The 21,699-nt window shown below is 74.6% G+C and carries 18 protein-coding genes; 5 read left to right on the plus strand and 13 right to left on the minus strand.

Annotation, left to right across the window (positions count from 1 at the left end; genetic code table 11):
- Nucleotides 1–17: 17 nt before the first annotated feature.
- Both argG and O7628_RS01900 read right to left on the minus strand, forming a co-directional pair.
- Complete coding sequence (gene argG / locus O7628_RS01895; RefSeq protein ID WP_074474275.1) at nt 18–1,469, minus strand: argininosuccinate synthase; 1,452 nt, start codon at nt 1,467–1,469, stop codon at nt 18–20.
- A 78-nt stretch (nt 1,470–1,547) separates the two neighbouring features.
- Complete coding sequence (locus O7628_RS01900; RefSeq protein ID WP_278127861.1) at nt 1,548–2,366, minus strand: RNA methyltransferase; 819 nt, start codon at nt 2,364–2,366, stop codon at nt 1,548–1,550.
- A 120-nt stretch (nt 2,367–2,486) separates the two neighbouring features.
- Here O7628_RS01900 and O7628_RS01905 point away from each other — a divergent pair, with 120 nt between their 5' ends.
- A complete protein-coding gene (locus tag O7628_RS01905; RefSeq protein WP_278127864.1) occupies nt 2,487–4,334 on the plus strand; it encodes a thiamine pyrophosphate-requiring protein in 1,848 nt (615 codons plus the stop codon).
- Between the two features lie 195 nt (nt 4,335–4,529).
- Complete coding sequence (locus O7628_RS01910) at nt 4,530–5,147, plus strand: thymidylate kinase (protein ID WP_278127866.1); 618 nt, start codon at nt 4,530–4,532, stop codon at nt 5,145–5,147.
- A gap of 89 nt (nt 5,148–5,236) precedes the next feature.
- Here the strand turns inward: O7628_RS01910 and O7628_RS01915 are convergent, their stop codons facing one another.
- Nucleotides 5,237–7,426 carry a transglycosylase domain-containing protein gene (locus O7628_RS01915; RefSeq protein WP_278127867.1) on the minus strand — a complete coding sequence of 730 codons (2,190 nt, stop codon included), beginning with the start codon at nt 7,424–7,426 and terminating at the stop codon, nt 5,237–5,239.
- Nucleotides 7,427–7,660: 234 nt separating this feature from the next.
- On the opposite strand from O7628_RS01915, the gene O7628_RS01920 reads away from it, so the two are divergent.
- Nucleotides 7,661–9,403: an RICIN domain-containing protein gene (locus O7628_RS01920; RefSeq protein ID WP_278127868.1), complete on the plus strand. Its 1,743-nt coding sequence runs from the start codon at nt 7,661–7,663 to the stop codon at nt 9,401–9,403.
- Nucleotides 9,404–9,422: 19 nt separating this feature from the next.
- On the opposite strand, the gene O7628_RS01925 is transcribed toward O7628_RS01920, so the two are convergent.
- The 3 genes from O7628_RS01925 to O7628_RS01935 all read right to left on the minus strand — a co-directional run bounded on the left by O7628_RS01925 (nt 9,423) and on the right by O7628_RS01935 (nt 11,989).
- Nucleotides 9,423–10,247, minus strand: coding sequence for a hypothetical protein (locus tag O7628_RS01925; protein WP_278127870.1), 825 nt, complete (start codon nt 10,245–10,247; stop codon nt 9,423–9,425).
- Between the two features lie 159 nt (nt 10,248–10,406).
- The gene (locus O7628_RS01930) at nt 10,407–11,513 is read right to left on the minus strand and encodes an SPFH domain-containing protein (RefSeq protein ID WP_074474282.1); all 1,107 of its coding nucleotides are present in this window, start codon (nt 11,511–11,513) and stop codon (nt 10,407–10,409) included.
- Nucleotides 11,514–11,518: 5 nt separating this feature from the next.
- Nucleotides 11,519–11,989, minus strand: coding sequence for an NfeD family protein (locus tag O7628_RS01935; RefSeq protein ID WP_278127873.1), 471 nt, complete (start codon nt 11,987–11,989; stop codon nt 11,519–11,521).
- Nucleotides 11,990–12,101: 112 nt separating this feature from the next.
- Here O7628_RS01935 and O7628_RS01940 point away from each other — a divergent pair, with 112 nt between their 5' ends.
- On the plus strand, nt 12,102–13,421 hold the full coding sequence (locus O7628_RS01940; RefSeq protein WP_278127874.1) for a serine hydrolase domain-containing protein: 1,320 nt from the start codon (nt 12,102–12,104) through the stop codon (nt 13,419–13,421).
- An 88-nt stretch (nt 13,422–13,509) separates the two neighbouring features.
- Here O7628_RS01940 and O7628_RS01945 read toward each other — a convergent pair whose 3' ends face one another.
- Nucleotides 13,510–14,325, minus strand: coding sequence for a DUF3097 domain-containing protein (locus O7628_RS01945; RefSeq protein WP_278127876.1), 816 nt, complete (start codon nt 14,323–14,325; stop codon nt 13,510–13,512).
- 209 nt (nt 14,326–14,534) lie between these two features.
- On the opposite strand from O7628_RS01945, the gene O7628_RS01950 reads away from it, so the two are divergent.
- Complete coding sequence (locus O7628_RS01950) at nt 14,535–15,329, plus strand: hypothetical protein (protein WP_278127878.1); 795 nt, start codon at nt 14,535–14,537, stop codon at nt 15,327–15,329.
- Between the two features lie 21 nt (nt 15,330–15,350).
- On the opposite strand, the gene O7628_RS01955 is transcribed toward O7628_RS01950, so the two are convergent.
- The 6 genes from O7628_RS01955 to O7628_RS01980 form a co-directional block, all read right to left on the minus strand.
- Nucleotides 15,351–16,235, minus strand: a complete 885-nt coding sequence (locus tag O7628_RS01955) for an HAD-IIA family hydrolase (RefSeq protein WP_278127880.1) — start codon at nt 16,233–16,235, stop codon at nt 15,351–15,353.
- Nucleotides 16,187–17,215 carry a ferrochelatase gene (locus O7628_RS01960; protein WP_178065715.1) on the minus strand — a complete coding sequence of 343 codons (1,029 nt, stop codon included), beginning with the start codon at nt 17,213–17,215 and terminating at the stop codon, nt 16,187–16,189. The genes O7628_RS01955 and O7628_RS01960 overlap by 49 nt, the downstream gene beginning before the upstream one ends.
- Before the next feature lie 134 nt (nt 17,216–17,349).
- Nucleotides 17,350–18,120: an enoyl-ACP reductase FabI gene (gene fabI, locus O7628_RS01965; RefSeq protein WP_278127883.1), complete on the minus strand. Its 771-nt coding sequence runs from the start codon at nt 18,118–18,120 to the stop codon at nt 17,350–17,352.
- Between the two features lie 69 nt (nt 18,121–18,189).
- Nucleotides 18,190–18,894: a beta-ketoacyl-ACP reductase gene (locus tag O7628_RS01970; protein ID WP_043967618.1), complete on the minus strand. Its 705-nt coding sequence runs from the start codon at nt 18,892–18,894 to the stop codon at nt 18,190–18,192.
- An 853-nt stretch (nt 18,895–19,747) separates the two neighbouring features.
- The gene (locus O7628_RS01975) at nt 19,748–20,698 is read right to left on the minus strand and encodes a VWA domain-containing protein (RefSeq protein WP_043967613.1); all 951 of its coding nucleotides are present in this window, start codon (nt 20,696–20,698) and stop codon (nt 19,748–19,750) included.
- On the minus strand, nt 20,695–21,660 hold the full coding sequence (locus tag O7628_RS01980) for a DUF58 domain-containing protein (protein WP_256095427.1): 966 nt from the start codon (nt 21,658–21,660) through the stop codon (nt 20,695–20,697). The genes O7628_RS01975 and O7628_RS01980 overlap by 4 nt, the downstream gene beginning before the upstream one ends.
- Between the last annotated feature and the right edge of the window lie 39 nt (nt 21,661–21,699).

Genomic DNA, 21,699 nt, shown 5'->3' on the forward strand with positions numbered 1-21,699 from the left:
CGGGCCGCCGTGGCCCGTCAGTCGACGCCGAGCTCCATCGCGGCGCGGTCGAGCGCGGCGTCGTCGGCGGAGGGGACGCCCCGGGAGGCGATGGCCTCCGCGCCGCCCTGCGGCATCGCGCCGATCAGCCCCGTCGAGGCCGCCTGCGCCGCGCCGATCATCCGCTGCGGGGCCGCGCCGCCGACCAGGCCGAGGGAGGCGTACTGCTCCAGCTTCGCCCGCGAGTCGGCGATGTCCAGGTTGCGCATGGTGAGCTGGCCGATGCGGTCCGACGGGCCGAAGGCCGAGTCCTCGGTGCGCTCCATCGACAGCTTGTCGGGATGGTAGCTGAACGCCGGGCCGGTGGTGTCGAGGATCGAGTAGTCCTCGCCCCGGCGCAGCCGCAGGGTCACCTCGCCGGTGACCGCCGCGCCGACCCAGCGCTGCAACGACTCGCGCAGCATCAGCGCCTGCGGGTCCAGCCAGCGCCCCTCGTACATGAGCCGGCCGAGGCGGCGGCCCTCGTTGTGGTAGTTGGCCAGGGTGTCCTCGTTGTGGATGGCGTTGACCAGCCGCTCGTACGCGGCGTGCAGCAGCGCCATGCCGGGGGCCTCGTAGATGCCCCGGCTCTTGGCCTCGATGATCCGGTTCTCGATCTGGTCGGACATGCCCAGGCCGTGCCGGCCGCCGATGGCGTTGGCCTCCAGCACCAGGTCGACGGGGCTGCCGAACTCCTTGCCGTTGATGGTCACCGGGCGGCCCTGGTCGAAGCCGATCGTGACGTCCTCGGCGGGGATCTCCACGGACGGGTCCCAGAACTTCACGCCCATGATCGGCTCGACCGTCTCGATGCCGGTGTCGAGGTGTTCGAGGGTCTTGGCCTCGTGCGTGGCGCCCCAGATGTTGGCGTCGGTGGAGTAGGCCTTCTCGGTGCTGTCCCGGTACGGCAGGCCGCGCTCCAGCAGCCACTCCGACATCTCCTTGCGCCCACCCAGCTCGGTGACGAAGTCGGTGTCGAGCCACGGCTTGTAGATGCGCAGCTGCGGGTTGGCCAGCAGGCCGTAGCGGTAGAACCGCTCGATGTCGTTGCCCTTGAACGTCGAGCCGTCGCCCCAGATCTGCACGTCGTCGGAGATCATGGCCCGCACCAGCAGGGTCCCGGTCACGGCCCGGCCCAGCGGCGTGGTGTTGAAGTAGGCCCGCCCGCCCGAGCGGATGTGGAACGCGCCGCAGGTCAGCGCCGCCAGGCCCTCCTCGACGAGGGCGGCGCGGCAGTCGACCAGCCGGGCGACCTCGGCGCCGTAGCTGAGCGCGCGGCCGGGCACCGAGGCGATGTCGGGCTCGTCGTACTGGCCGATGTCGGCCGTGTAGGCGCAGGGGACGGCGCCCTTGTCGCGCATCCACGCGACCGCGACCGAGGTGTCGAGGCCGCCGGAGAAGGCGATGCCGACACGTTCGCCGATGGGCAGGGAGGTGAGAACCTTGGACACGGGGAAGATTATTCATCACGCCGCATGGTCATGCAAGCGGACGCGCCCGACGCGACGGGCGTCACTCCCCGCCCGCGGCTACCCGCGCAACGGCGGGTCGTCGCGGCCCAGCTCCCAGAACGCCACCGCCGCCGCGGCGGCCACGTTCAACGAGTCCACCCCGCGCCGCATCGGGACGACCACCCGCACGTCGCTGGCGGCCTGGGCCGCCGCCGTGAGGCCGGGCCCCTCCGCGCCCAGCAGCAGCGCCGCCCGCGCGCGCTGCGCGGGGGTCAGCCGCTGGATCGGCACCGCGTCCACCGCCGGCGTCAGGGCCAGCACCGTGAAGCCCGCCTGGCGCACCTGGTCCAGGCCGTCCGGCCAGCGCGCGAACTTGGCGTACGGCACCGCGAAGACCTCGCCCATGCTGACCCGCACGCTGCGCCGGTAGAGCGGGTCGGCGCAGGTGGGCGACAGCAGCACCGCGTCGACGCCGAGCGCGGCGGCCCCCCGGAAGATCGCGCCGAGGTTGGTGTGGTTGTTGACGTCCTCCAGGATCGCCACCCGCCGCGCGGCGGCGAGCACCCCGGCGACGTCCGGCAGCGGCCTGCGGTGGAACGAGGCGAGCACCCCCCGGTGCACGTGGAAGCCGGTGGCCTTCTCCAGCACGTCCGGGGTGGCCGCGTAGACCGGGGCGTCGCCGGTGTCGAGGTCGGCGAGCTGGTCGGCCCGCTTGGCGTCCACCAGGAACGACCGGGCCGGATAGCCGGCCCGCAGCGCCCGGCGCAGCACCAGCTCCCCCTCGGCGATGAACAGGCCGTGCGGCGGCTCCCACCGGGTGCGCAGCTCCACGTCGGTGAGGGCGCGGTAGTCGGCGATCCGCTCGTCGTCGGGGTCGGTGATCTGCTGCACGGGCATCCGGCGATTCTGCCGGACCGGGCCACCGGCCCCGAGCGCCGGTCGCCCGGTCGGCGTTTTCCCCGCGTACGGCGGGGAACGGTGCTCCGGGACAGCGGACGCGACCGGAGGGACCCACGGATGGGCGCGAACCAGGCCGGCGAGCCGGCACCGGACGGACGGGGCGGGCTGCCCAGGAACGCCACCGTCGCCGACCACATCGTGGCCCGGCTGGCCCAGTGGGGCGTGCGCCGCTACTTCGGCTACCCCGGCGACGGCGTCAACGGGATGACCTCGGCGCTGCAACGCGCCGGCGACCGGGCGGAGTTCGTCCAGGTGCGCCACGAGGAGACCGCCGGCTTCGCCGCGTCGGCGCACGTCAAGTACGGCGGCGGGCCGCTCGGCTGCGCCCTGGCCACCAGCGGGCCCGGCGCGATCCACCTGCTCAACGGCCTGTACGACGCGAAGCTCGACCACCAGCCGGTGGTGGCCCTGGTGGGGCACACCGCGCTGACCGCCGAGGGCGGCGGCTACTACCAGGAGGTCGACCTGCTCGCCCTCTACAAGGACGTCGCCTCGGCGTTCCTGGCCCAGCTCGACGACCCGTCGCAGGTGCGGCACCTGGTGGACCGGGCCTGCCGGACGGCGCTGGCCCGGCGCACAGTCACCGCGCTGGTGCTCCCCTCCGACGTGCAGGACGAGCCGGCCGTGCCGGACCCGCCGCACGCGCACGGCTACTACCACACCTCCGCCGTGCCGAGCAGCGCCACAACCGTGCCGCCCGAGGCGGACGTGCGCCGGGCGGCGGAGGTGCTGCGCGGCGGCGAGCGGGTGGCGATGCTGGTCGGCCAGGGCGCCCTGGGCGCGGAGGCCGAGGTGCGGCAGGTCGCCGACCGACTCGGCGCGGGGGTGGCCACCGCCCTGCTCGGCTTCACCGCCGTGGACCACCGCGAGCCGTGGGTCACCGGCGCGATCGGGCTGCTCGGCACCCGGCCGAGCTGGCAGCTCATGCGCGACTGCGACCGGCTGCTGATCGTCGGCAGCAACATGCCGTACTCGGAGTTCTACCCGCCGCAGGGGCAGGCCCGGGGCGTGCAGATCGACGTCGACGGCAGCCGGCTCGGGCTGCGCTACCCCACCGAGGTCAACCTCACCGGCGACGCCGGCCCCACCCTGCGGGCGCTGCTGCGCGAGCTGGGCCCCGGCGCCGCCCCGACCACCTGGCGGCAGCGCATCGCCGACGCCACCGCCGGCTGGCACCGCGCCCAGCGGGAGATCGCCGGCCAGGCCGCCGACCCGGTGAACCCGCAGGCGCTGTTCGCGGCGCTGGACGACCAGCTCCCCGGCGACGTCATGCTCGCGGTGGACTGCGGCACCTGCACCGCCTGGTACGCCCGGCACCTGCGGCTGCGCCCCGGGATGCTGGCCAGCCTCTCGGGCACCCTGCTGTCGATGGGCGGGGCCATGCCGTACGGGATCGCCGCGAAGCTCGCCCACCCGGACCGGCCGCTGGTCGCCCTGCTCGGCGACGGGGCGATGCAGATGAACGGCGTCAACGAGCTGATCACCGTGGCGAAGCACTGGCGGAGCTGGCCGGACCCCCGGTTCGTGGTGCTGGTGCTCAACAACCAGGACCTCGCGTTCGTGAGCTGGGAGCAGCGCTCCGGCGAGGGCACCCCGATGTTCCCGGCCAGCCAGGACCTGCCCGACGTGGCGTACCACCGGTGGGCGGAGGTGCTCGGCCTGCACGGCATCCTGGTCGACTCCCCCGACCAGGTGCCGGACGCCTGGCGGCGCGCCCTGGCCGCCGACCGCCCGACGGTGATCAACGCGATGGTGGACCCGGCCGAGCTGATGCTGCCGCCGCACTTCACCGCCGCGCAGGCGCGCAAGACGGCGGCGGCGGTGCTGCGCGACCCCGACCGGGCGGGCATCGTCCGGCGCGGCCTGCCCGCCGCCGTCTCCACCTGGCGCCCCCGCCTGCGGTGAAAGGAAGGGCCCCTACTTAACGCATCCGGTAGAGAAGGGTCCCCTTCTTGCACGCCCGGGCGGCCGGGGCCGCCGGGCCGCCGGGGCCGCCAGGGCCGCCGGGGGGCACGGGCCGCCGGGGGGCACGGGCCGCCGGGGGGGCACGGGCCGCCGGGGGGCGGGGCGGGTGGCGGGCCGTGGGTAGGGTGGCGGGCCATGGGACGCCCGGTGCTGATCGCGCTCGTCGGCGTCGACGGCTCGGGCAAGACCACCCAGGCGCGGGCGCTGGCGCGACGGCTGACTGCGCGGGGCGTCCCGGCCACGTACTTCGAGAACGCCGGCGGCCGGCCGCTGTGGAACAGGCTGGCCCGCTCGGTCGGGCGGCCGGACGGGGTGGCGCTGTTCGGCCGTACCCTCTATCCGGTCGTCGAGGCGACGGTGCGCGCGGCCGCCATGACCCGCGCCCTGCTCTGGTCGTGGGCGACCGGGCGCACGGCGGTGCTGGACCGGTGGACGTACTGCCAGCATGTGATCATGCGGGCCCGGGGCGACCGTGGCCGGCGGGCGGTGCGCGCGGCCTACCGGGTGTTCCCCGCGCCGACGGTGGTCTGCTTCCTGGCCGTCGCGCCGGAGGTCGCGCAGCGGCGGGTGCTGGCGCGGGGCATCGACACCGAGGAGCTGACGCACCTGCGCGCGCTGGACGCCGCCTACCGGGCGCTGCCGGAGTTCGGCGGGTTCGTCGTGGTGCCCGGCGACGGCGACCCCGACGAGGTGGCCGCCGCGCTGGACCGGGCCGTCACGCCGCTGCTCGGCGGACAGGCCGCGCCGGGCTGACACAGCCACCGGCTCCGGCGCCACGGCGACTTGTTAAGAAGGGGCCCCTGCTCTACCGAATGCGTTAAGCAGGGGCCCTTCCTTGCGCCTCAGCCGCGGCCGCGGTTGAGCCAGCGCAGCGCATCCGGCGGCACGGTCTCCGGCCGGCTGGGCGGGGGCGTCGGCTGCGGGGCGGGGCGGTGCACCTCGCCGGCCAGCTCGCGGCTGGGCGGGGTGAAGTCGCGCACCGGCTGGCCGTCCACGGCGGCGCGGATCGTCCGGGCCACGGCGGCGATGACCTTCGCCTGCACGGCCGAGCCGACCGCGTCGCCCGGGTCGTCGGGGTTGGCGGCGATGCCGGCGACGGCGACCTGCGGGGTGAAGCCGACGAACGTCTCGGTGGCGGCCTGCTCCGAGCTGCCGGTCTTGCCGGCGACGGGACGCCCGACGATCGTGTCCACGGCGGTGGCGGTGCCGCCGTCGCACTGGCCGTAGGTGGTCTGCTGGCCGACGGGGCAGCGGGCCGCGTCGGTGGCCGCGCGGGCCACGTCGGCGTCGAGCACCCGGCGGCAGGACGGCTCGCCGACGTCGACCTTGTCGCCGTCGGCGGCGGTCACCGACACCACGGGCAACGGCGTGCAGTACGTCCCCTCGGCGGCCACGGTGGCGTAGGCGTTGGCGAGGTCGAGGGGGGTGGTGGCGGCCACGCCGAGGGTGAACGACCCCCAGTCGGCGGCGTTGTCGCGGGCGAACTCGGCGTCGGCCTCGGCGCGGAAGGTGATGCCGAGGCGCTGGGCCATCTCCACCACCTTCGCGGGGCCGACCTGCTCCGACAGCCACACGAAGTACGTGTTCACGGAGCGGCCGAAGCCGTCCCACATGGTGCGGTAGCCGTCCATCCACTGCGGGTTGGCGTTGGCGGGGCACCACTTCCCGCCGCAGCTGGCCTCGCCCTCGGCGGCGTACCGGGTGGGCAGCCGGCTGGGCGCGTCGAAGCCGGTGGCGAGCTGCCTGCCGTTCTCCAGCGCGGCGAGCATGGTGAACAGCTTGAACGTCGACCCCGCCTGGTACCCGTCGACGCTGCCGCCGCCGGAGATCAGCGGGTTGACGGTGTTGGGGTGGTTGGTCTGCCCGTCGGGGTTGGCGTCGAGGCTGTAATGCCGGTTGACCGCCATGGCGAGCACCCGGCCGGTGCCGGGCTGCACGGCCGCGATGGGCAGGGCCCGCTTGTCGTCGTACCCGTAGACGGCCGTGGCCTGCTCCTGCGCGGTCTGCTGGAGCTTCGGGTCCAGGGAGGTGACGACGGTGTAACCGCCCCGGCGCAGCGCCTGCTCCCGCTCGGCCACGGTCTCGCCGAACGCGGGCTGGGTGAGCCACCACTGGCGCAGGTAGTCGCAGAAGAAGCCCCAGTCGTCGTGGCCCTCGGCGACGGCGGTGCAGCCGTTGGGCTGCTGGGTGGGGCGCAGGGTCAACTCCTCGGCCTGCGCGGCGGCGGCCTGCCCGGCGGTGATCTTGCCGGTCGCGGCCATCGCGTCGAGCACGTACGCCCGCCGGGACAGGGCCGCGTCGGCGTCGCCGTCGATCGGGCTGTACGCGTCGGGCGACTGCACCAGGCCGGCGAGCAGGGCCGCCTCGGGCAGGGTCAGCTCGGCCGGGGACTTGGCGAAGTAGCGCTGGCTGGCCGCCGCGATGCCGTACGCGCCGGAGCCGAAGTAGGCGATGTTGAGGTAGCGGTTGAGGATCTCGTCCTTGCTGAGCCGCTGTTCCAGCGCCGTGGCGTACCTGATCTCCTGGAGCTTGCGCCCGACGGTCTGCTCGGTGGCCGCGGCCCGCTCCTCGGCGGTGCGGTCCGGGTCGGTCTTGAGCACGTTGCGCACGTACTGCATGGTCAGCGTGGAGCCGCCCTGCTCGGTGCCGCCGCCGGTGACGTTGGCGACCAGGGCGCGGGCGATGCCGCGCAGGTCGGTGCCGCCGTGGGAGTAGAAGCGCCGGTCCTCGGCGGCGACGATGGCCTCGCGCATCACCGGGGCGATCTCGGCCAGCGGCACGTCGGTGCGGTTGACGTCGTAGAACGTGGTGATCAGCGTCTTGCCGTCGTTGGCGTACAGGTACGACCGCTGCGGGGTGCTCGGGGTGCGCAGCGCCTCGGGCAGCGCCGCGTAGGACCCGACGGCCGACGTGGCGGCGTAGCCGAGCAGCAGGTTGGCCGGCAGCGCGGCGGCGGCCAGCGCGAGGCCGGCGAGCAGTCCGGCGAGCAGCACGGTGAGCAGCCGCGACAGCGGCGACCGGGGTGGCGGCATGCAGCCAAGGGTTGCCACGAAAGCCGCGATCCGACCACCCCCGGCGGCGGGTTGTCGGCTATTTCACCGGCGGACGCCGGCGTTCTGGGCGCGCATCGCCCCTGCTCGACACCCCTGTCCGACTCCGGCCCGAGCGGCTCAACAGATTGACTTCCGACAATGTTAGCGCTAACAATGAATCGGGTTGCCGGCAGGTGAGCGCAGCAACCTCCCCGAAACGGAAGGGAAGGCCAGATGAGAGCAGCTCCAGGGCCGGCCGGCACGGCACCGGTCAGGCGCGGCGCGACGGCCGTGGCCCTCGCGTTGGTCGCGGCGCTCGCGGGCGCGGCCGGGGCGGGCACGCCCGCCACCGCAGCCCCGGCGGAGGTCGCCGCGGCGGGCACGACGTCGGCGGAGGCCGCGGACGAGACGCCGACGGCGACCGCCGCGAACCAGGTGGTCACCAGGCCGCCGATGGGCTGGGCGTCGTGGAACACCTTCGCCGCGAAGATCGACTACAACGTGATCAAGACGCAGGTCGACAGCCTCGTCTCCAGCGGCCTCAAGGACGCCGGCTACGAGTACGTCAACATCGACGAGGGCTGGTGGCAGGGCACCCGGGACGCCGCCGGCAACATCACCGTCGACACCACCGAGTGGCCCGGCGGGATGAAGGCCATCGCCGACTACATCCACAGCAAGGGCCTGAAGGCGGGCATCTACACCGACGCCGGCCGCGACGGCTGCGGCTACTACTACCCGACCGGCCGACCGGCCGCCCCCGGCTCCGGCAGCGAGGGGCACTACGACCAGGACTTCCTCGCGTTCTCCCAGTGGGGCTTCGACTTCGTCAAGGTCGACTGGTGCGGCGGCTCCGCCGAGGGGCTCAACCCCCGGACCACCTACCAGGCCATCAGCGACTCCATCGCCCGCGCCACCGCGCAGACCGGCCGCCCGATGGTGCTGTCGGTCTGCAACTGGGGCGTGCAGAGCCCCTGGGACTGGGCGCCCGGCATGTCCACCATGTGGCGCACCAGCGGGGACATCATCTACTACGGCCAGCAGGCGTCCATGGACCGCGTGCTGGCCAACTTCGACTCCGCCCAGCACCCCGCCGCGCAGAGCGTCGGCCACTACAACGACCCGGACATGCTGATCGCCGGGATGCCGGGGTTCAACGCGGCCCAGAACCGCACCCACCTGGGCCTGTGGGCGATCTCCGGCGCCCCGCTGCTCGCCGGCAACAACCTGGCCACCATGTCCGCCGAGACCCGGGCCATCCTCGGCAACCGGGAGGTCATCGCCATCGACCAGGACCCGCTGAGCCGGCAGGGCGTCAAGGTCGCCGAGGACTCCGCCGGGCTCCAGGTCTACAGCAAGGTGCTCGCGACCAGCGGCCAGCGGGCGGTCCTGCTGCTCAACCGCACCGGGTCGGCCGCCACCGTCACGGCCCGCTTCGCCGACCTCGGGCTGGGCGGCACCGCGAGCGTACGCAACGTGTGGACCGCCACCGACCTGGGCGCCCGGACGACCAGCTACGCCACGAGCGTCCCCGCCCGCGAGGCCGTGCTGCTCGTCGTCAGCGGCACCGAGGACACCGGCGGCGGCACCCGCACCGGGGGGCTGGTCGGCCGGCAGTCCGGCCGCTGCCTGGACGTCAACAACTTCGCCACCACCAACGGCACCCAGGCCCAGCTGTGGGACTGCACCGGCGCGAGCAACCAGACCTGGACGTACACCTCCGCCCGGCAGCTCAGGGTCTACGGCAACAAGTGCCTGGACGCGTACAACGCGGGCACCGCCAACGGCACGCGGGTGGTGATCTGGGACTGCAACGGCCAGGCCAACCAGCAGTGGACCGTCAACGCCGACGGGACGATCCGGGGCGCGCAGTCCGGCCTGTGCGTCGACGCGACGGGCGCCGCCACGGCCAACGGCACGAAGATCGTCCTGTGGACCTGCGGCTCCGCCGACAACCAGCGGTGGAACTGGCGCTAGCCCGGCAGCCGACGACCGGTCAGCCGGCGGCGAGCGGGCCGCCGGCCGACCCGGTGCCGGGGGCTGGGCCGCCCGCCGGGCCGGTCGCGGTCGCGACGCTGGCGCTGGCCGCGTCCCGGGCGATGGCGGCGGGCACGAGGCGGCCGGACCGGTAGCCGATCCCGATCCCCGCGACCAGCACGAAGACCGCCCCGAAGGTCTGCACCGAGCCGACCAGCGCGCCGCCGATGCCCAGCAGCGGGGCGGCGATCATCATCATCGTGCCGTCGCCGAGGCTGAACATGCCCGAGCGGGCCACCGCCCACCCGGTGAGGAACCACCCGACCGTGTAGCAGGTGGCCCCGACCAGGACCAGGGTGCGGGCGGTGGTGCCGAAGACGGGGGCCTGCTCGGCCAGCCCGGCGAAGGGCAGCATGAGCACGGTGCCGGCGATGCTGGCCAGCAGGCCCGCGGCGGCCACCCGGCGGCTGCGGGTGGCGGCGAGCAGCCCGGTCAGGGCCAGCAGGGCCAGCAGGCCGAGCCAGACGGCGGCGACCCAGCCGACGAGGTAGAGCTGCCCCCCGTCGGCCGGGTACGGGTCGTTGCCGACGCCGCCGTCGCTGGCCAGCGCGACGGCGCCGTAGAGCAGCGCGTACGCCGGCAGGAGCCAGACCGACGCGCGACCGAAGCGGCGCAGCGACCAGGCCCAGGTGGCGTTGGTGGCGGGGGCGGCCGGTCCCGGCTCGGTGACGAACGGCAGCACGCCGAACCCGCCGCCGGTGCGGCGGGTGCCGAGCGGGCCGGCGGGATCGTGCGCGCCGGGCACCGGCGGCGGGGAGAGGAACTTGTCCAGCGGATCCTTCATGCGACACCTCGCTGCGCTCGTCGGCGGGGCGGGACGCGCCGCGGCGCCCCGGTCCTGGTCACGACCCGTCCTGTCGGACCGATCGTGTCAGGCACCGGAGCGCCACATGAGGATTATTCGCATTCCCGCCCGCCGGGCGGGCGCGACGACCGCCGGAGGTCAGCCCCGCTCGCGCTGGTCGGCCGGGTCGGTCAGCAGGCTGGCCGGGGAGACCGGCTCCGGGGCCGGCAGGCCCTGCGGGGCGGTGCCGCCGGTGGCCTGCGCCTCGGCGACGCGTACCTCGTCGTGGATCTGCCGGGCGGCGGCGGCCGCCGCCTGCGCGGCCTCGGCGGCCTCGCGCTCCACGGCGCTCGCCCCGTCGGCGGCCTCCGGTGACGGCGCGTCGCCGACCATCTGGCTCAGCCCGCCCAGCGCGCCGCCCATCCCCTCCAGGGCCTTGGTCAGCTCGGCCGGGACGATCCAGACCTTGTTCGCCGTGCCGTTGGCGATCTGCGGGAGGGCCTGGAGGTATTGGTAGGCGAGCACCTTCTGGCTCGGGTTGGCCTGGTGGATCGCGTCGAAGACCGTGCGGATCGCCTTCGCCTGGCCCTCCGCCTGGAGGATGCGGGCCTGCCGGTCACCGTCGGCGCGCAGGACCGCCGCCTGCTTCTCGCCCTCGGCCGTGAGGATCTGCGACTGCTTGTGCCCCTCGGCGTTCAGGATCGCGGCACGGCGGTCCCGCTCGGCGCGCATCTGCTTCTCCATCGAGTCGCGGATGCTCGGCGGCGGCTCGATCGCCTTGATCTCCACCCGGGTGACCTTGATGCCCCACCGGCCGGTCGTCTCGTCCAGCACGCCCGACAGGTGCCGGTTGATCTCCTCCCGGCTGGTCAGCGCCCGCTCCAGGTCCAGCGAGCCGATCACGTTACGCAGCGTGGTGACGGTGAGCTGCTCGATGGCCTGGAGGAAGTTCGAGATCTCGTACGTGGCCCGGACCGAGTCGACGACCTTGAAGTAGAGCACCGTGTCGATCGAGACCACCAGGTTGTCGGAGGTGATCACCGGCTGGGGCGGGAAGCTGACCACCTGCTCCCGCATGTCGACCTTGGTGCGCACCGCGTCGATGAACGGCACCAGCAGGTTCAGGCCCGGGTTGAGGGTGCGCTTGTACCGGCCGAGCCGCTCCACCACGTCCTGGCGCTGCTGCGGCACGATCCGCACCGCCTTGATCAGGGTCACCATGGCGATCAACGCCACGGCGATCAACAGCACCGACACAAACTCCATACCCTTCACCCTCTCGCTTCGGGCAGCTCGCCCGAGGTGGAAACGTCGTCATCCCACACCAGGGCCGTCGCGCCCTGGACCTTGATCACCCGTACCCGTCGGCCGGGGGCGAAGCTCTGCGTCGCGTCGTACGACCGGGCGCTCCACAGCTCGCCATCGATCTTGACGAGGCCCTGCCCGGTGTCGACCTGTTCGAGCACCAGCGCGGTGGAGCCCTCGATCGCCGCCAGGCCGATCGGCTCGGCGCCGTCGGACGTGGAGCGGGCGTGCCGGCGGATCGCCGGCCGCGCCACGGCCACCGTGAGCGCGGACACCACCGCGAAGACCACAGCCTGCACGGCGGTCGGGGCGCCCAGGGCCGCCGCGCCCGCGGCGGCGAACGCGCCGACCGCGAACATGATCAGAAACAGCGTCGTCGTGAAGATCTCGGCGACCGCCAACACCACGCCCAGTACGACCCAGAACACCGCGTCCACCCCCCAAGGGTGACACGTCAAAGCACGCGCGGCCCGTCGGCAAGATCAGTAGGCTCGGCGGGACCACCCCCGCGAGGCCCCGGCGGAACCACCCCGAGAGCTGGAGGAACACGTGTCGCTGCCACCGGAGACCGCCCGCCGCGTCGACGCCCGGGTCGCCCGCGCCCAGTCCGAGGGGCGCGCCCCCTCGCTCGTGCTCGGCGTGGTGCGCGACGGCGAACTGGCCCACCTCGCCGCCGCCGGGGAGCGGCCCCGCCCCGACGCCGACCGGCAGTACCGGCTCGGCTCGATCACCAAGACCATGACCGCCGTGCTGATCATGCAGCAGCGTGACGCCGGCGCGCTCGCCCTCGACGACCCCCTGGAGCGGCACCTGCCGGGCACCGGCGTCGGCCGGCTCACCCTGCGCCAGCTCCTCGGCCACGCCAGCGGCCTGCAACGCGAGCCCGACGGGGCGTGGTGGGAACGGGTCGACGTCGGCGACCTGGCGGCCGTGCTGGCCGGGGTGGACGGGCACAAGATCGCCTACCCGCCGCACCGGGTCTACCACTACTCCAACCTGGCGTACGGGCTGCTCGGCGGCGCGCTGGAGGCGGTCACCGGCACGCCCTGGCGCGACCTGCTGCGGGCGCGGCTGCTGGAGCCGCTGGGCATGACCCGCACCTGCTACGACCCCGTCGAGCCGTTCGCCCGGGGGTACGTGGTGCACCCGTGGCACGACACGCTGCGCGAGGAGCCGCGTACCGACACCGGGGCGATGGCGCCGGCGGGGCAGCTCTGGTCCACCGTCACCGACCTCGGCCGCTGGGCGGCGTTCCTGGCCGACCCCGACCCGGCGCTGCTGCACCCGGACACGCTCACCGAGATGTGCGCGACGGTGACGATGAGCGACCCGCAGGGCTGGACCAGCGGGCACGGCCTCGGGCTGGAGCTGTACCGGGTGGGCGAGCGGGTGCACGTCGGGCACGGCGGCTCCATGCCCGGCTACGTCGCCACGCTCGCCGTGCACCGGCCCGCCCGCACCGCCGTGGTCGGCTTCGCCAACTCGTACGGGCTGCGCGTCGGCCACCTCGGCGCGCTCGCCCGGGAGGTGCTGACCACCGTGCTGGACGCGCTGCCCGAGCCCGTCGCGCCGTGGCTGCCGGCCGACGCCCCGCCCCCGGCCGACGTGGCGGAGCTGACCGGCCGCTGGTGGTGGATGGGCGGGGAGTTCGAGTTCCGCGCCGACCCGGCCACCGGCGACCTGTGGGCCAGCCCGCCGGAGAACGAGCCGGTGCTGCGGTTCACCCCGGAGGGGCCGGACCGCTGGCGGGGCCGCTCGGGCGAGCAGGACGGCGAGCTGCTCACCGTGGTCCGCGACGACGCGGGCCGGCCGGTCGCCCTCGACGTGGCCACGTTCCTGCTCACCCGCACCCCCGACGAGGAGCCCTGACCCGGCGCACCGGCCCGGGCCCGCCCCGGCCGACGGGCGGGCTCAGGCCGAGGGGCGGGCTCAGGCCGAAGGGCCGGTGGCCTTGGCCTCAGGCCGACGGTTCGGTGACGAAGTCGATCAGGCGTTCCATCGCGTTGATCAGCGGGGTCTCCACGTCGGCGAAGCTGTCCACCCGGGACAGGACGCGCCGCCACATCTCGGCCGGCGACGCCACCCCGAAGGCGGCGCAGACGCCCTCCTTCCACGGCCGCCCCGGCGGCACCACCGGCCACGCCGCGATGCCCAGCGCGGCCGGCTTCACCGCCTGCCACACGTCGACGTAGGGGTGCCCGGTGACCAGCACGTGCGCAGACGTCACCCGGGCCACGATCCGGCTCTCCTTGGAGCCGGGCACCAGGTGGTCGACGAGCACCCCGAGCCGCCGGGTCGGCCCCGGCCCGAAGTCGCGGACCCGCGACTCCAGGTCGTCGATGCCGTCCAGCGGCTCCACCACCACGCCCTCGATCCGCAGGTCGTCGCCCCAGATCCGCTCCACCAGGGCGGCGTCGTGCACGCCCTCGACCCAGATCCGGCTGGCCTTGGCGACCTGCGCCCGCACGCCGGCCACGGCGATCGAGCCCGACGCGGTGCGCCGCCGGGCGGCCGGCACCGGCGACCGGGCCGGGCGGCGCAGCGTCACCGGCTGCCCGTCGAGCAGGAACGCGGCCGGCAGCAGCGGGAAGTTGCGCCGCCGGCCGTGCCGGTCCTCCAGCACCACCGCGCCGGACTCGAAGCCGACGACCGCGCCGCAGAACCCGGAGTCGGCGTCCTCGACCACGAGGTCGGCCTCCGCGTCCACCTCGGGGACGACCCTGCGCCGCCGCCAGTCGCCCGCCAACACGTCCTCGCCGTAGCGCCCCACCATGCCCGCCACGCTAGCCCCCGCCGCGCCCGGCCGCGCGGCAGCCGCGCCGATCATGCAGCGGGGCGCGCCGACCATGGCGGTGGGCAGCGGAACCGGACGGACCCGACGGCGGCGGGACGGGTCGGGCGGTAGCGGGTAGGCGGGGGCAGCCGACGCCGGGCGAGCGGCAGTCGAGACACGGACGGCGCACACCACGTACCCTCTCTTGCATGTCCCTCCCCGCAACGGGCGCGGTCACGGTCGCGCCGCGCCGGTCGAGCCGGTTCGTTGCCTGGATACGCGCGTGGCGCGCCGGGCTCGTGCCGTACGACGAGGTCGCCGAGGAGATCGCCGGCGACGAGGAGCACCTCGTCGCCGACGCCCCCGGCACCTGGACCGACGTCCCGCTGCGCGACGCGCTGCCCGCCCTGGCGAAGCTCTCGCCGGACGAGATCCGGCTGGTGCTGCCCGTGCCGGGCGATCCCCGGGGGCTGCCCGGGCCGGGGGAGTTCAGCGGCGCCGCGCTGCTCGCCGGCGAGGCGGTCGTCGCCGGGCCGATCGGGGTGATCCCGGAGGTCCGCACGCACACCTCCGGCTCGGGGATGACGTGGGAGACGGTGCTGTGGCGGTGCTATCCGCTGCCCGCCGACGCCCCCGCCGCCTCGCTCGGCTCGCCCGGCGCCGCCGAGGCCGAGGCCGAGCTGGCCACCGCGCTCGCCGAGACCACCGCCGCGCTGACCCGGCTCGACGTCGCCCAGTGGCGGCCCGAGCTGGCCGGGGCGCTGGAGGCGCTGCGCCGCCCCGACGGCACCACCGACCTGCCGCCGGGCTTCGATCCGCGGGCGCGCCGACTGTTCGCCCGCGCCGCCGTGCTCGACCGGGTGCTGGCGCTGGCCGGGCACAGCGCGCCCGGCGGCGCGGTCAACAACCACGAGGCCCAGCAGCGCGACGCGGCGCTGCGCCCGCTCACCACCGCCTGCCGGCAGGCCCTCGTCGCCGCCTGCAACGCCCCGCTGCGCCCCTGACCGTCGGGCCCCCGGGTGGGGTCAGATCTCGTCCATCAGGTCCGCCACCGAGCCGACGATCCGCGACGGCCGGTACGGGTACCGCTCGGCCTCCGTGCGGGTGCTGATCCCGGTCAGCACGAGGATCGTCTCCAGCCCCGCCTCCAGGCCGCACAGGACGTCGGTGTCCATCCGGTCGCCGATCATCGCGGTCGACTCGGAGTGGGCGTTGATGGTGTTCAGCGCCGACCGCATCATCATCGGGTTCGGCTTGCCGACGAAGTACGGCTCGACCCCGGTCGCCTTCGAGATCATCGCCGCGACCGAGCCGGCCGCCGGCAGCGCCCCCTCCACCGACGGGCCGGTCACGTCCGGGTTGGTGCAGATGAACCGGGCCCCGTCGTTGATCAGGCGGACCGCCTTGGTGATCGCCTCGAAGCTGTACGTGCGGGTCTCCCCCAGCACCACGTAGTCCGGGGCGAAGTCGGTCAGCACGTACCCGACGGCGTGCAGGGCGGTGGTCAGCCCGGCCTCCCCGATCGCGTACGCGGTGCCGCCCGGCCGCTGGTCGGCGAGGAACTGGGCGGTGGCCAGCGCCGCCGTCCACAGCGCGTGCTCGGGCACCTCGAAGCCCATCCGGGTCAGCCGGGCCTGGAGGTCGCGCGGCGTGTAGATCGAGTTGTTGGTCAGGATCAGGAACGGCTTGCCGGAGGAGCGCAGCTTGTTGATGAACTCCGGTGCGCCGGGCACCGGCTGGCCCTCGTGCACCAGCACGCCGTCCATGTCTGTCAGCCAGCTCTGCACCGGCTTGCGTTCGTGCATCTCGTCGTCCCAGGGGGTGTGTCGGGTGGCGGGGCAGGACCGGGCGGACCCGGGGGTCAGGGGCGGCGCGCCGGCACGCAGCACACCGTGGGGCAGGTGTCCCACAGCGGCAGCGCGCCGAGGCGGCGGCGCAGCCGCTCGCCGCCGGGCTCCGTGCGCTCGGCGACCAGCTCGCGCACCATCGCCACGAAGCGCGGGTCGGTGCCCGGGGTGCCGGCCCGGGCGAACTCCAGCCCGAGCCGCTTGGCGGTCTCCAGCGCCTCGGTGTCGAGGTCCCAGACCACCTCCAGGTGGTCCGAGACGAACCCGACCGGGCTCACCACCACGCCGGTCGTCCCGGCCTCGGCGAGGGCGGCGAGGTGGTCGTTGACGTCCGGCTCCAGCCACGGCACGTGCGGCGGGCCCGACCGGCTCTGCCACACCAGGTCGTACGGCAGGTCGGGCGCGGCGGACGCGTGCACCAGGCGGGCGGTCTCGGCGAGCTGCGCCTCGTACCGGCCGCCGTGCGGGCCGGCGTTCGCGGCCGCCGCGGTGGGGATCGAGTGGGCGGTGAACACCAGCCGGGTGGTGGCCCGCTTCGCCGGGTCGAGCTGGCCCAGCGCCGCGCGCACCGCGTCGGCGTGCGGCTCGACGAAGCCGGGATGGTCCCAGAACTGGCGCAGCTTCTCGATCACCGGGGCGTCGGGGCCGACGGCGGCCCGGGCGGCGGCGATGTCCTCCTGGTATTGCCGGCAGGACGAGTAGCCGCCGTACGCGCTGGTCACGAACGCCAGGGCCCGGGTGACGCCGTCGTCGCGCATCCGCGCCACGGTGTCGGCGAGCATCGGGTCCCAGTTGCGGTTGCCCCAGTAGACGGGCAGGTCGACGCCGTGCGCGGCGAAGTCCGCCCGGATCGCCGCGAGCAGGTCGCGGCACTGCTGGTTGATCGGGGAGACCCCGCCGAAGTGCAGGTAGTGCTCGGCGACCTCCGCCAGCCGCTCCGGGGGCACGCCCCGGCCCCGCGTCACGTTCTGGAGGAAGGGCAGCACGTCCTCGGGCCGCTCGGGGCCACCGAAGGAGACCAGCACCAACGCGTCGTACGCCATGGGCCCATTCTTCCCCGCGCCCGGCGACGGCCCTGCGACGCCCCCTGGTCCCGGCGGTAAGGTCCCCCGGTCTCCGGCGTTAAGAAGGGACCCCTGCTATACCGAATGCGTTAACAGGGGGCCCTTCCTTCGCCTCAGGCGGCGCCGAGGGCGTGGTAGCCGCCGTCGACGTGGACGATCTCGCCGGTGGTCGCCGGGAACCAGTCCGACAGCAGGGCCAGGCAGGCGCGCGCCGCCGGCGCCTGGTCGGTGAGGTCCCAGCCCAGCGGCGCCCGGTCGGACCAGGCGTCCTCGAACTGCACGAAGCCGGGGATCGACTTCGCGGCCATGGTGCGCAGCGGCCCGGCGGCGACCAGGTTGCTGCGGATGCCCTGCTTGCCCAGGTGCAGCGCCAGGTAGCGCGACGCCGACTCCAGCCCGGCCTTGGCCACGCCCATCCAGTCGTAGACCGGCCACGCCTTGGTGGCGTCGAAGGTGAGCCCGACCACCGCGCCGCCCGGCGACATCAGCGGCAGCGCTGCCATGGCCAGCGACTTGTAGGAGTACGTCGAGACGTGCAGGGCGGTGGCCACGTCCTCCCACGGCGCGTCGAGGAAGCCGCCGCCGAGACAGCTCTGCGGCGCGAACCCGATCGAGTGCACCACGCCGTCGAGGCCGTCGACGTGCTCCCGGACCTTGTCGGCGAGGCCGGCGAGGTGCTCGGGATTGGTCACGTCCAGCTCGATCACCGGGGCCGGCTCGGGCAGCCGCCGGGCGATCCGCTCGACCAGGGAGAGCCGGCCGAAGCCGGTGAGCACGACCTGCGCGCCGTTCTCCTGGGCGATCTTCGCCACGGAGAAGGCGATCGAGGCGTCGGTGATGACGCCGGTGACCAGCAGCCGCTTACCGGCCAGCAGTCCGGACATGTGCGAGTTCCTCCGTTGGGATTCGTGCGCTGGGCGCGGTGGCGGCGTCGCCGACCCGGGCGGGACCGGTCAGTGGCCCATGCCGAGGCCGCCGTCGACCGGGATCACGGCGCCGGTGACGTAGCCGGCGGCGTCCGAGGCCAGCCAGGTGACCACCGCGGCCACCTCCTCGGGCGCGGCGAGCCGGCCGGCCGGGATGGCCTTCACGTACTCCGCCCGCCGCTCCTCGGGCAGGGCGGCGGTCATGTCGGTGTCGATGAAGCCGGGCGCGACGACGTTGGCGGTGATGTTGCGCCCGCCCAGCTCCCGGGTGATCGAGCGGGCCACGCCGACCAGGCCGGCCTTGCTCGCCGCGTAGTTGACCTGCCCGGGGCCGCCGTAGAGGCCGACGACCGAGGAGATGAAGATCATGCGGCCCCACCGGGCGCGGAGCATCTTCTTGGACGCCCGGCTGGCGCAGCGGAACGCGCCGGTGAGGTTGGTGTCCAGGACCCGGGTGAACTGCTCCTCCGACATGCGCATGATCAGCGTGTCGTCGGTGATGCCGGCGTTGGCGACCAGCACCTCCACCGGGCCCAGCTCGGCCTCGACGGCGGTGAAGGCCGCGTCGACGGAGGCGGAGTCGGTCACGTCGCAGACGACGCCGAACAGCCCCTCGGGCGCGTCGCCGCTACGGTGCGTGATCGCCACCCGGTCACCCTGCTTGGCGAACGCCTGCGCGATGGCCAGGCCGATCCCCCGGTTGCCGCCGGTCACCAGCACGGTACGGGCCACGGGTCCCCCTCTTGCTCAGCTGATCCACGTCGGTCCGGAGCCTAGGCGTTACCGGCAGGTAAGCGCTAACGCACCCCCGCGCCACGCGGACCTGGCGCAAGGAAGGGCCCCCTGTTAACGCTTTTCGAGGTAGAAGGTGCCCCGCTTAACAGCGGCGGGCCGACGGGCGGCCGCAGCCCTTGCGGGGGAACGGTTTCCGGGATCCGCCGGCCGTCCGACCGAGTGCGGGGCATGCCGTGGCCGCATGTACGATGATTCGCGTTCCCGGCCAGGCCGACCGCAGGAGGTGATCGCTGTGCGAGATAGCGATCCTCCCAGTCGTGGCCGGGCCGAACGTCAGCCCCGCTGAGCCACGACTCAGCAGGTGAGCTGACCCAGCTCCGCTCCTTCCGCACCGCCCGCCCCTCGGCCGAAAGCCGAGGATGGCGCCTTCGGCCCTCGGCCGAAGGTGGCGACCGGGCAGCGCCGTCCGCCCAGGACGGGGAGGGGGCACCCCGGTCACGACTTCGTGTGCGCGCCCAGTCCTCCCTCGCGGTCCACCACGCAACGTGGACCGTCCAGTCGCCACCGGAGCCTTCCCATGAGCCGTTACGTCGCACCGCTGGGCTTCACCCTCGCCGCCGTCTGGGTGGCCGTCGTCTTCGTGCTGGCCAGCGCCGGCCACTGACCGCGCCGGCACGGAGACCCCGCCCGGCGGCGGTGACCGCGCACGCAGGTCGCCGCCGAACCGGGCAGCCGCGCACCAGACCACCGCGCACCGGGCCACCGCGCTCAGGGCCGCCCAGCACCGGCCGGCGGCCCCGGCGCGGCGGTCGCGTCGGGGCCGCCCGTGCGGACCATCGCCCGCCCGGCCTCAGATCAGCCGGGACGTCCAGAGCAGGCTGGTGGCGCCCGCGCACAGCGCCAGCAGCAGGGCCAGGCCCGCGTACCACTGGGTGATCTCGCGCGGCTCGGTGCGGAACCCGATCGAGCTGCCCATGTCCTGATAGACCTGCTTCAGCTCGCTGACCGAGGCGGCCTCGTAGAAGTAGCCCTCGGTCGTCTCGGCGAGCTCGGCCAGCGCCATCCGGTCCACCGGGACCCGCTGCAACTGGCCGCCGATGTCGACCTGCCCGTCGTCGGTGCCGAACGCGATGGTGGAGACCGGCACGTTGGCCGCCTGCGCGGCCGCGGCCGCCTCCTCCACCGACCGCCCCGAGGTGCGGAACCCGTCGGAGAGCAGCACGATCCGGGCCGGCGGGATGCCCGCCGCGCCGTCGGCCGGCACCGACCGGATCGCCTCCAGGCAGGTGAACACCGCCTCGCCGGTGGCGGTCGCCTCGGCCAGCACCAGCCCGTCGATCGCGGCGGTCACCGCGTCCCGGTCCTTCGTGGGCGGCACCAGCACGTTGGCCGCCTTCGCGAACGAGACGAGACCCAGGTTGTAGGTCTGCGGCAGCTCGCCGACGAACTGCTTGGCCGCCTCCTGGGCGGCCTCCAGCCGGTTCGGCGCGACGTCGTCGGCCTGCATGGACAGCGACACGTCGATCGCCAGCATGACGGTGGCCCGCTCCAGCGGCTCCCGGGTGTCGATCGCCGGCCGGGCCAGCGCCGTGGCGAGCACCAGCAGGCAGAGCAGGAACGCCACCGCCGGCACGTGCCGCCGCCAGCCCAGCCCCTTCGGCGCGAGGGTGCGCAGCAGGTCCACGTTGGTGAACCGCATCGCGTACGCCCGGCGGCGGCGCTGCCGCCACACGTACAGCGCGGCGAGGGCGAGCGCCGGCAGCACGGCCAGCAGCCACCACGGTTGCAGAAAACGGATCATCGTGTCGTCCCCCGGGTGCGGGCGTGCCGCTGCGCGGCGACGAAGCGCACCATGTCGAGCAGCCAGTCGGTGTCGGTGCGGAGTCGCAGGTGGGCCGCGCCGGCCCCGCGCAGCTGCGCGGAGATCTCCGCCCGCTGGGCGGTCGCGGCGTCGGCGTACCGGCGGCGCAGCCGGGGGTCGGCGGTCTGCACCTCGTGCAGCTCGCCGGTCTCCGGGTCGACCACCGGCAGCACCCCCACGTCGGGCAGTTCCAGCTCGCGCGGGTCGACCACCTCGATCGCCAGCACGTCGTGCCGGACCCGCAGCTTACGCAGCGGACGCGCCCACTGCTGCGGCGGCGCGAGGAAGTCGGAGATCACCACCGCGACGCCGCGGCGGCGGGGCGGCCGGTTCAGCGCGTCGACGAGCGCGCCCAGGTCGCTGCGCCCGGGGCGGATCTCGGTGCCGGCGATCGCCCGCAGCAGGCCCTGCGTCTCCCGACGCCCGCCCCGGGCGGGCAGCCGCACCAGCCGCCCCGGGCCGGGCGGGGGCGTCGCGCCGCGCCGACGGCCGGCCGGGGCCTGCGGGTCGCCACCGCTGCCGACCACCGCCCCGATCCGGTTGCCGCCGCGCACGGTCAGGTGGGCCAGCGCGGCGGCGGCGGCCACCACCACGTCCCGCTTGAGCCACCGGCCGGTGCCGAAGTCGAGGCTCGCCGAGAGGTCCACGGCGAGCCACGTCTCCAGCTCCCGGTCGGCCACCGTGCGCCGCACGTGCGGCATCGTCGTGCGGGCGGTCACCGGCCAGTCCATCCGGCGCACGTCGTCGCCGGGGCGGTACTCGCGCGACTCCCCCGCCTCGCTGCCGGGGCCGGGCAGCAGGCCGGCGTAGTCGCCCTGAAGCAGGCCGTCGAGCTTGCGGGTGACCAGCAGCTGGAGCCGGGACAGCACCGCCTCGCTGCGGGGCGCGGCGGCGGGCGAGATCGGGCTTCGCGTACCCGGTGAGGGGTGGGGGTCGGCTGG

Origin of the sequence: Micromonospora sp. WMMD956 (assembly GCF_029626125.1) — a bacterium.
Lineage (GTDB): Bacteria > Actinomycetota > Actinomycetes > Mycobacteriales > Micromonosporaceae > Micromonospora > Micromonospora carbonacea.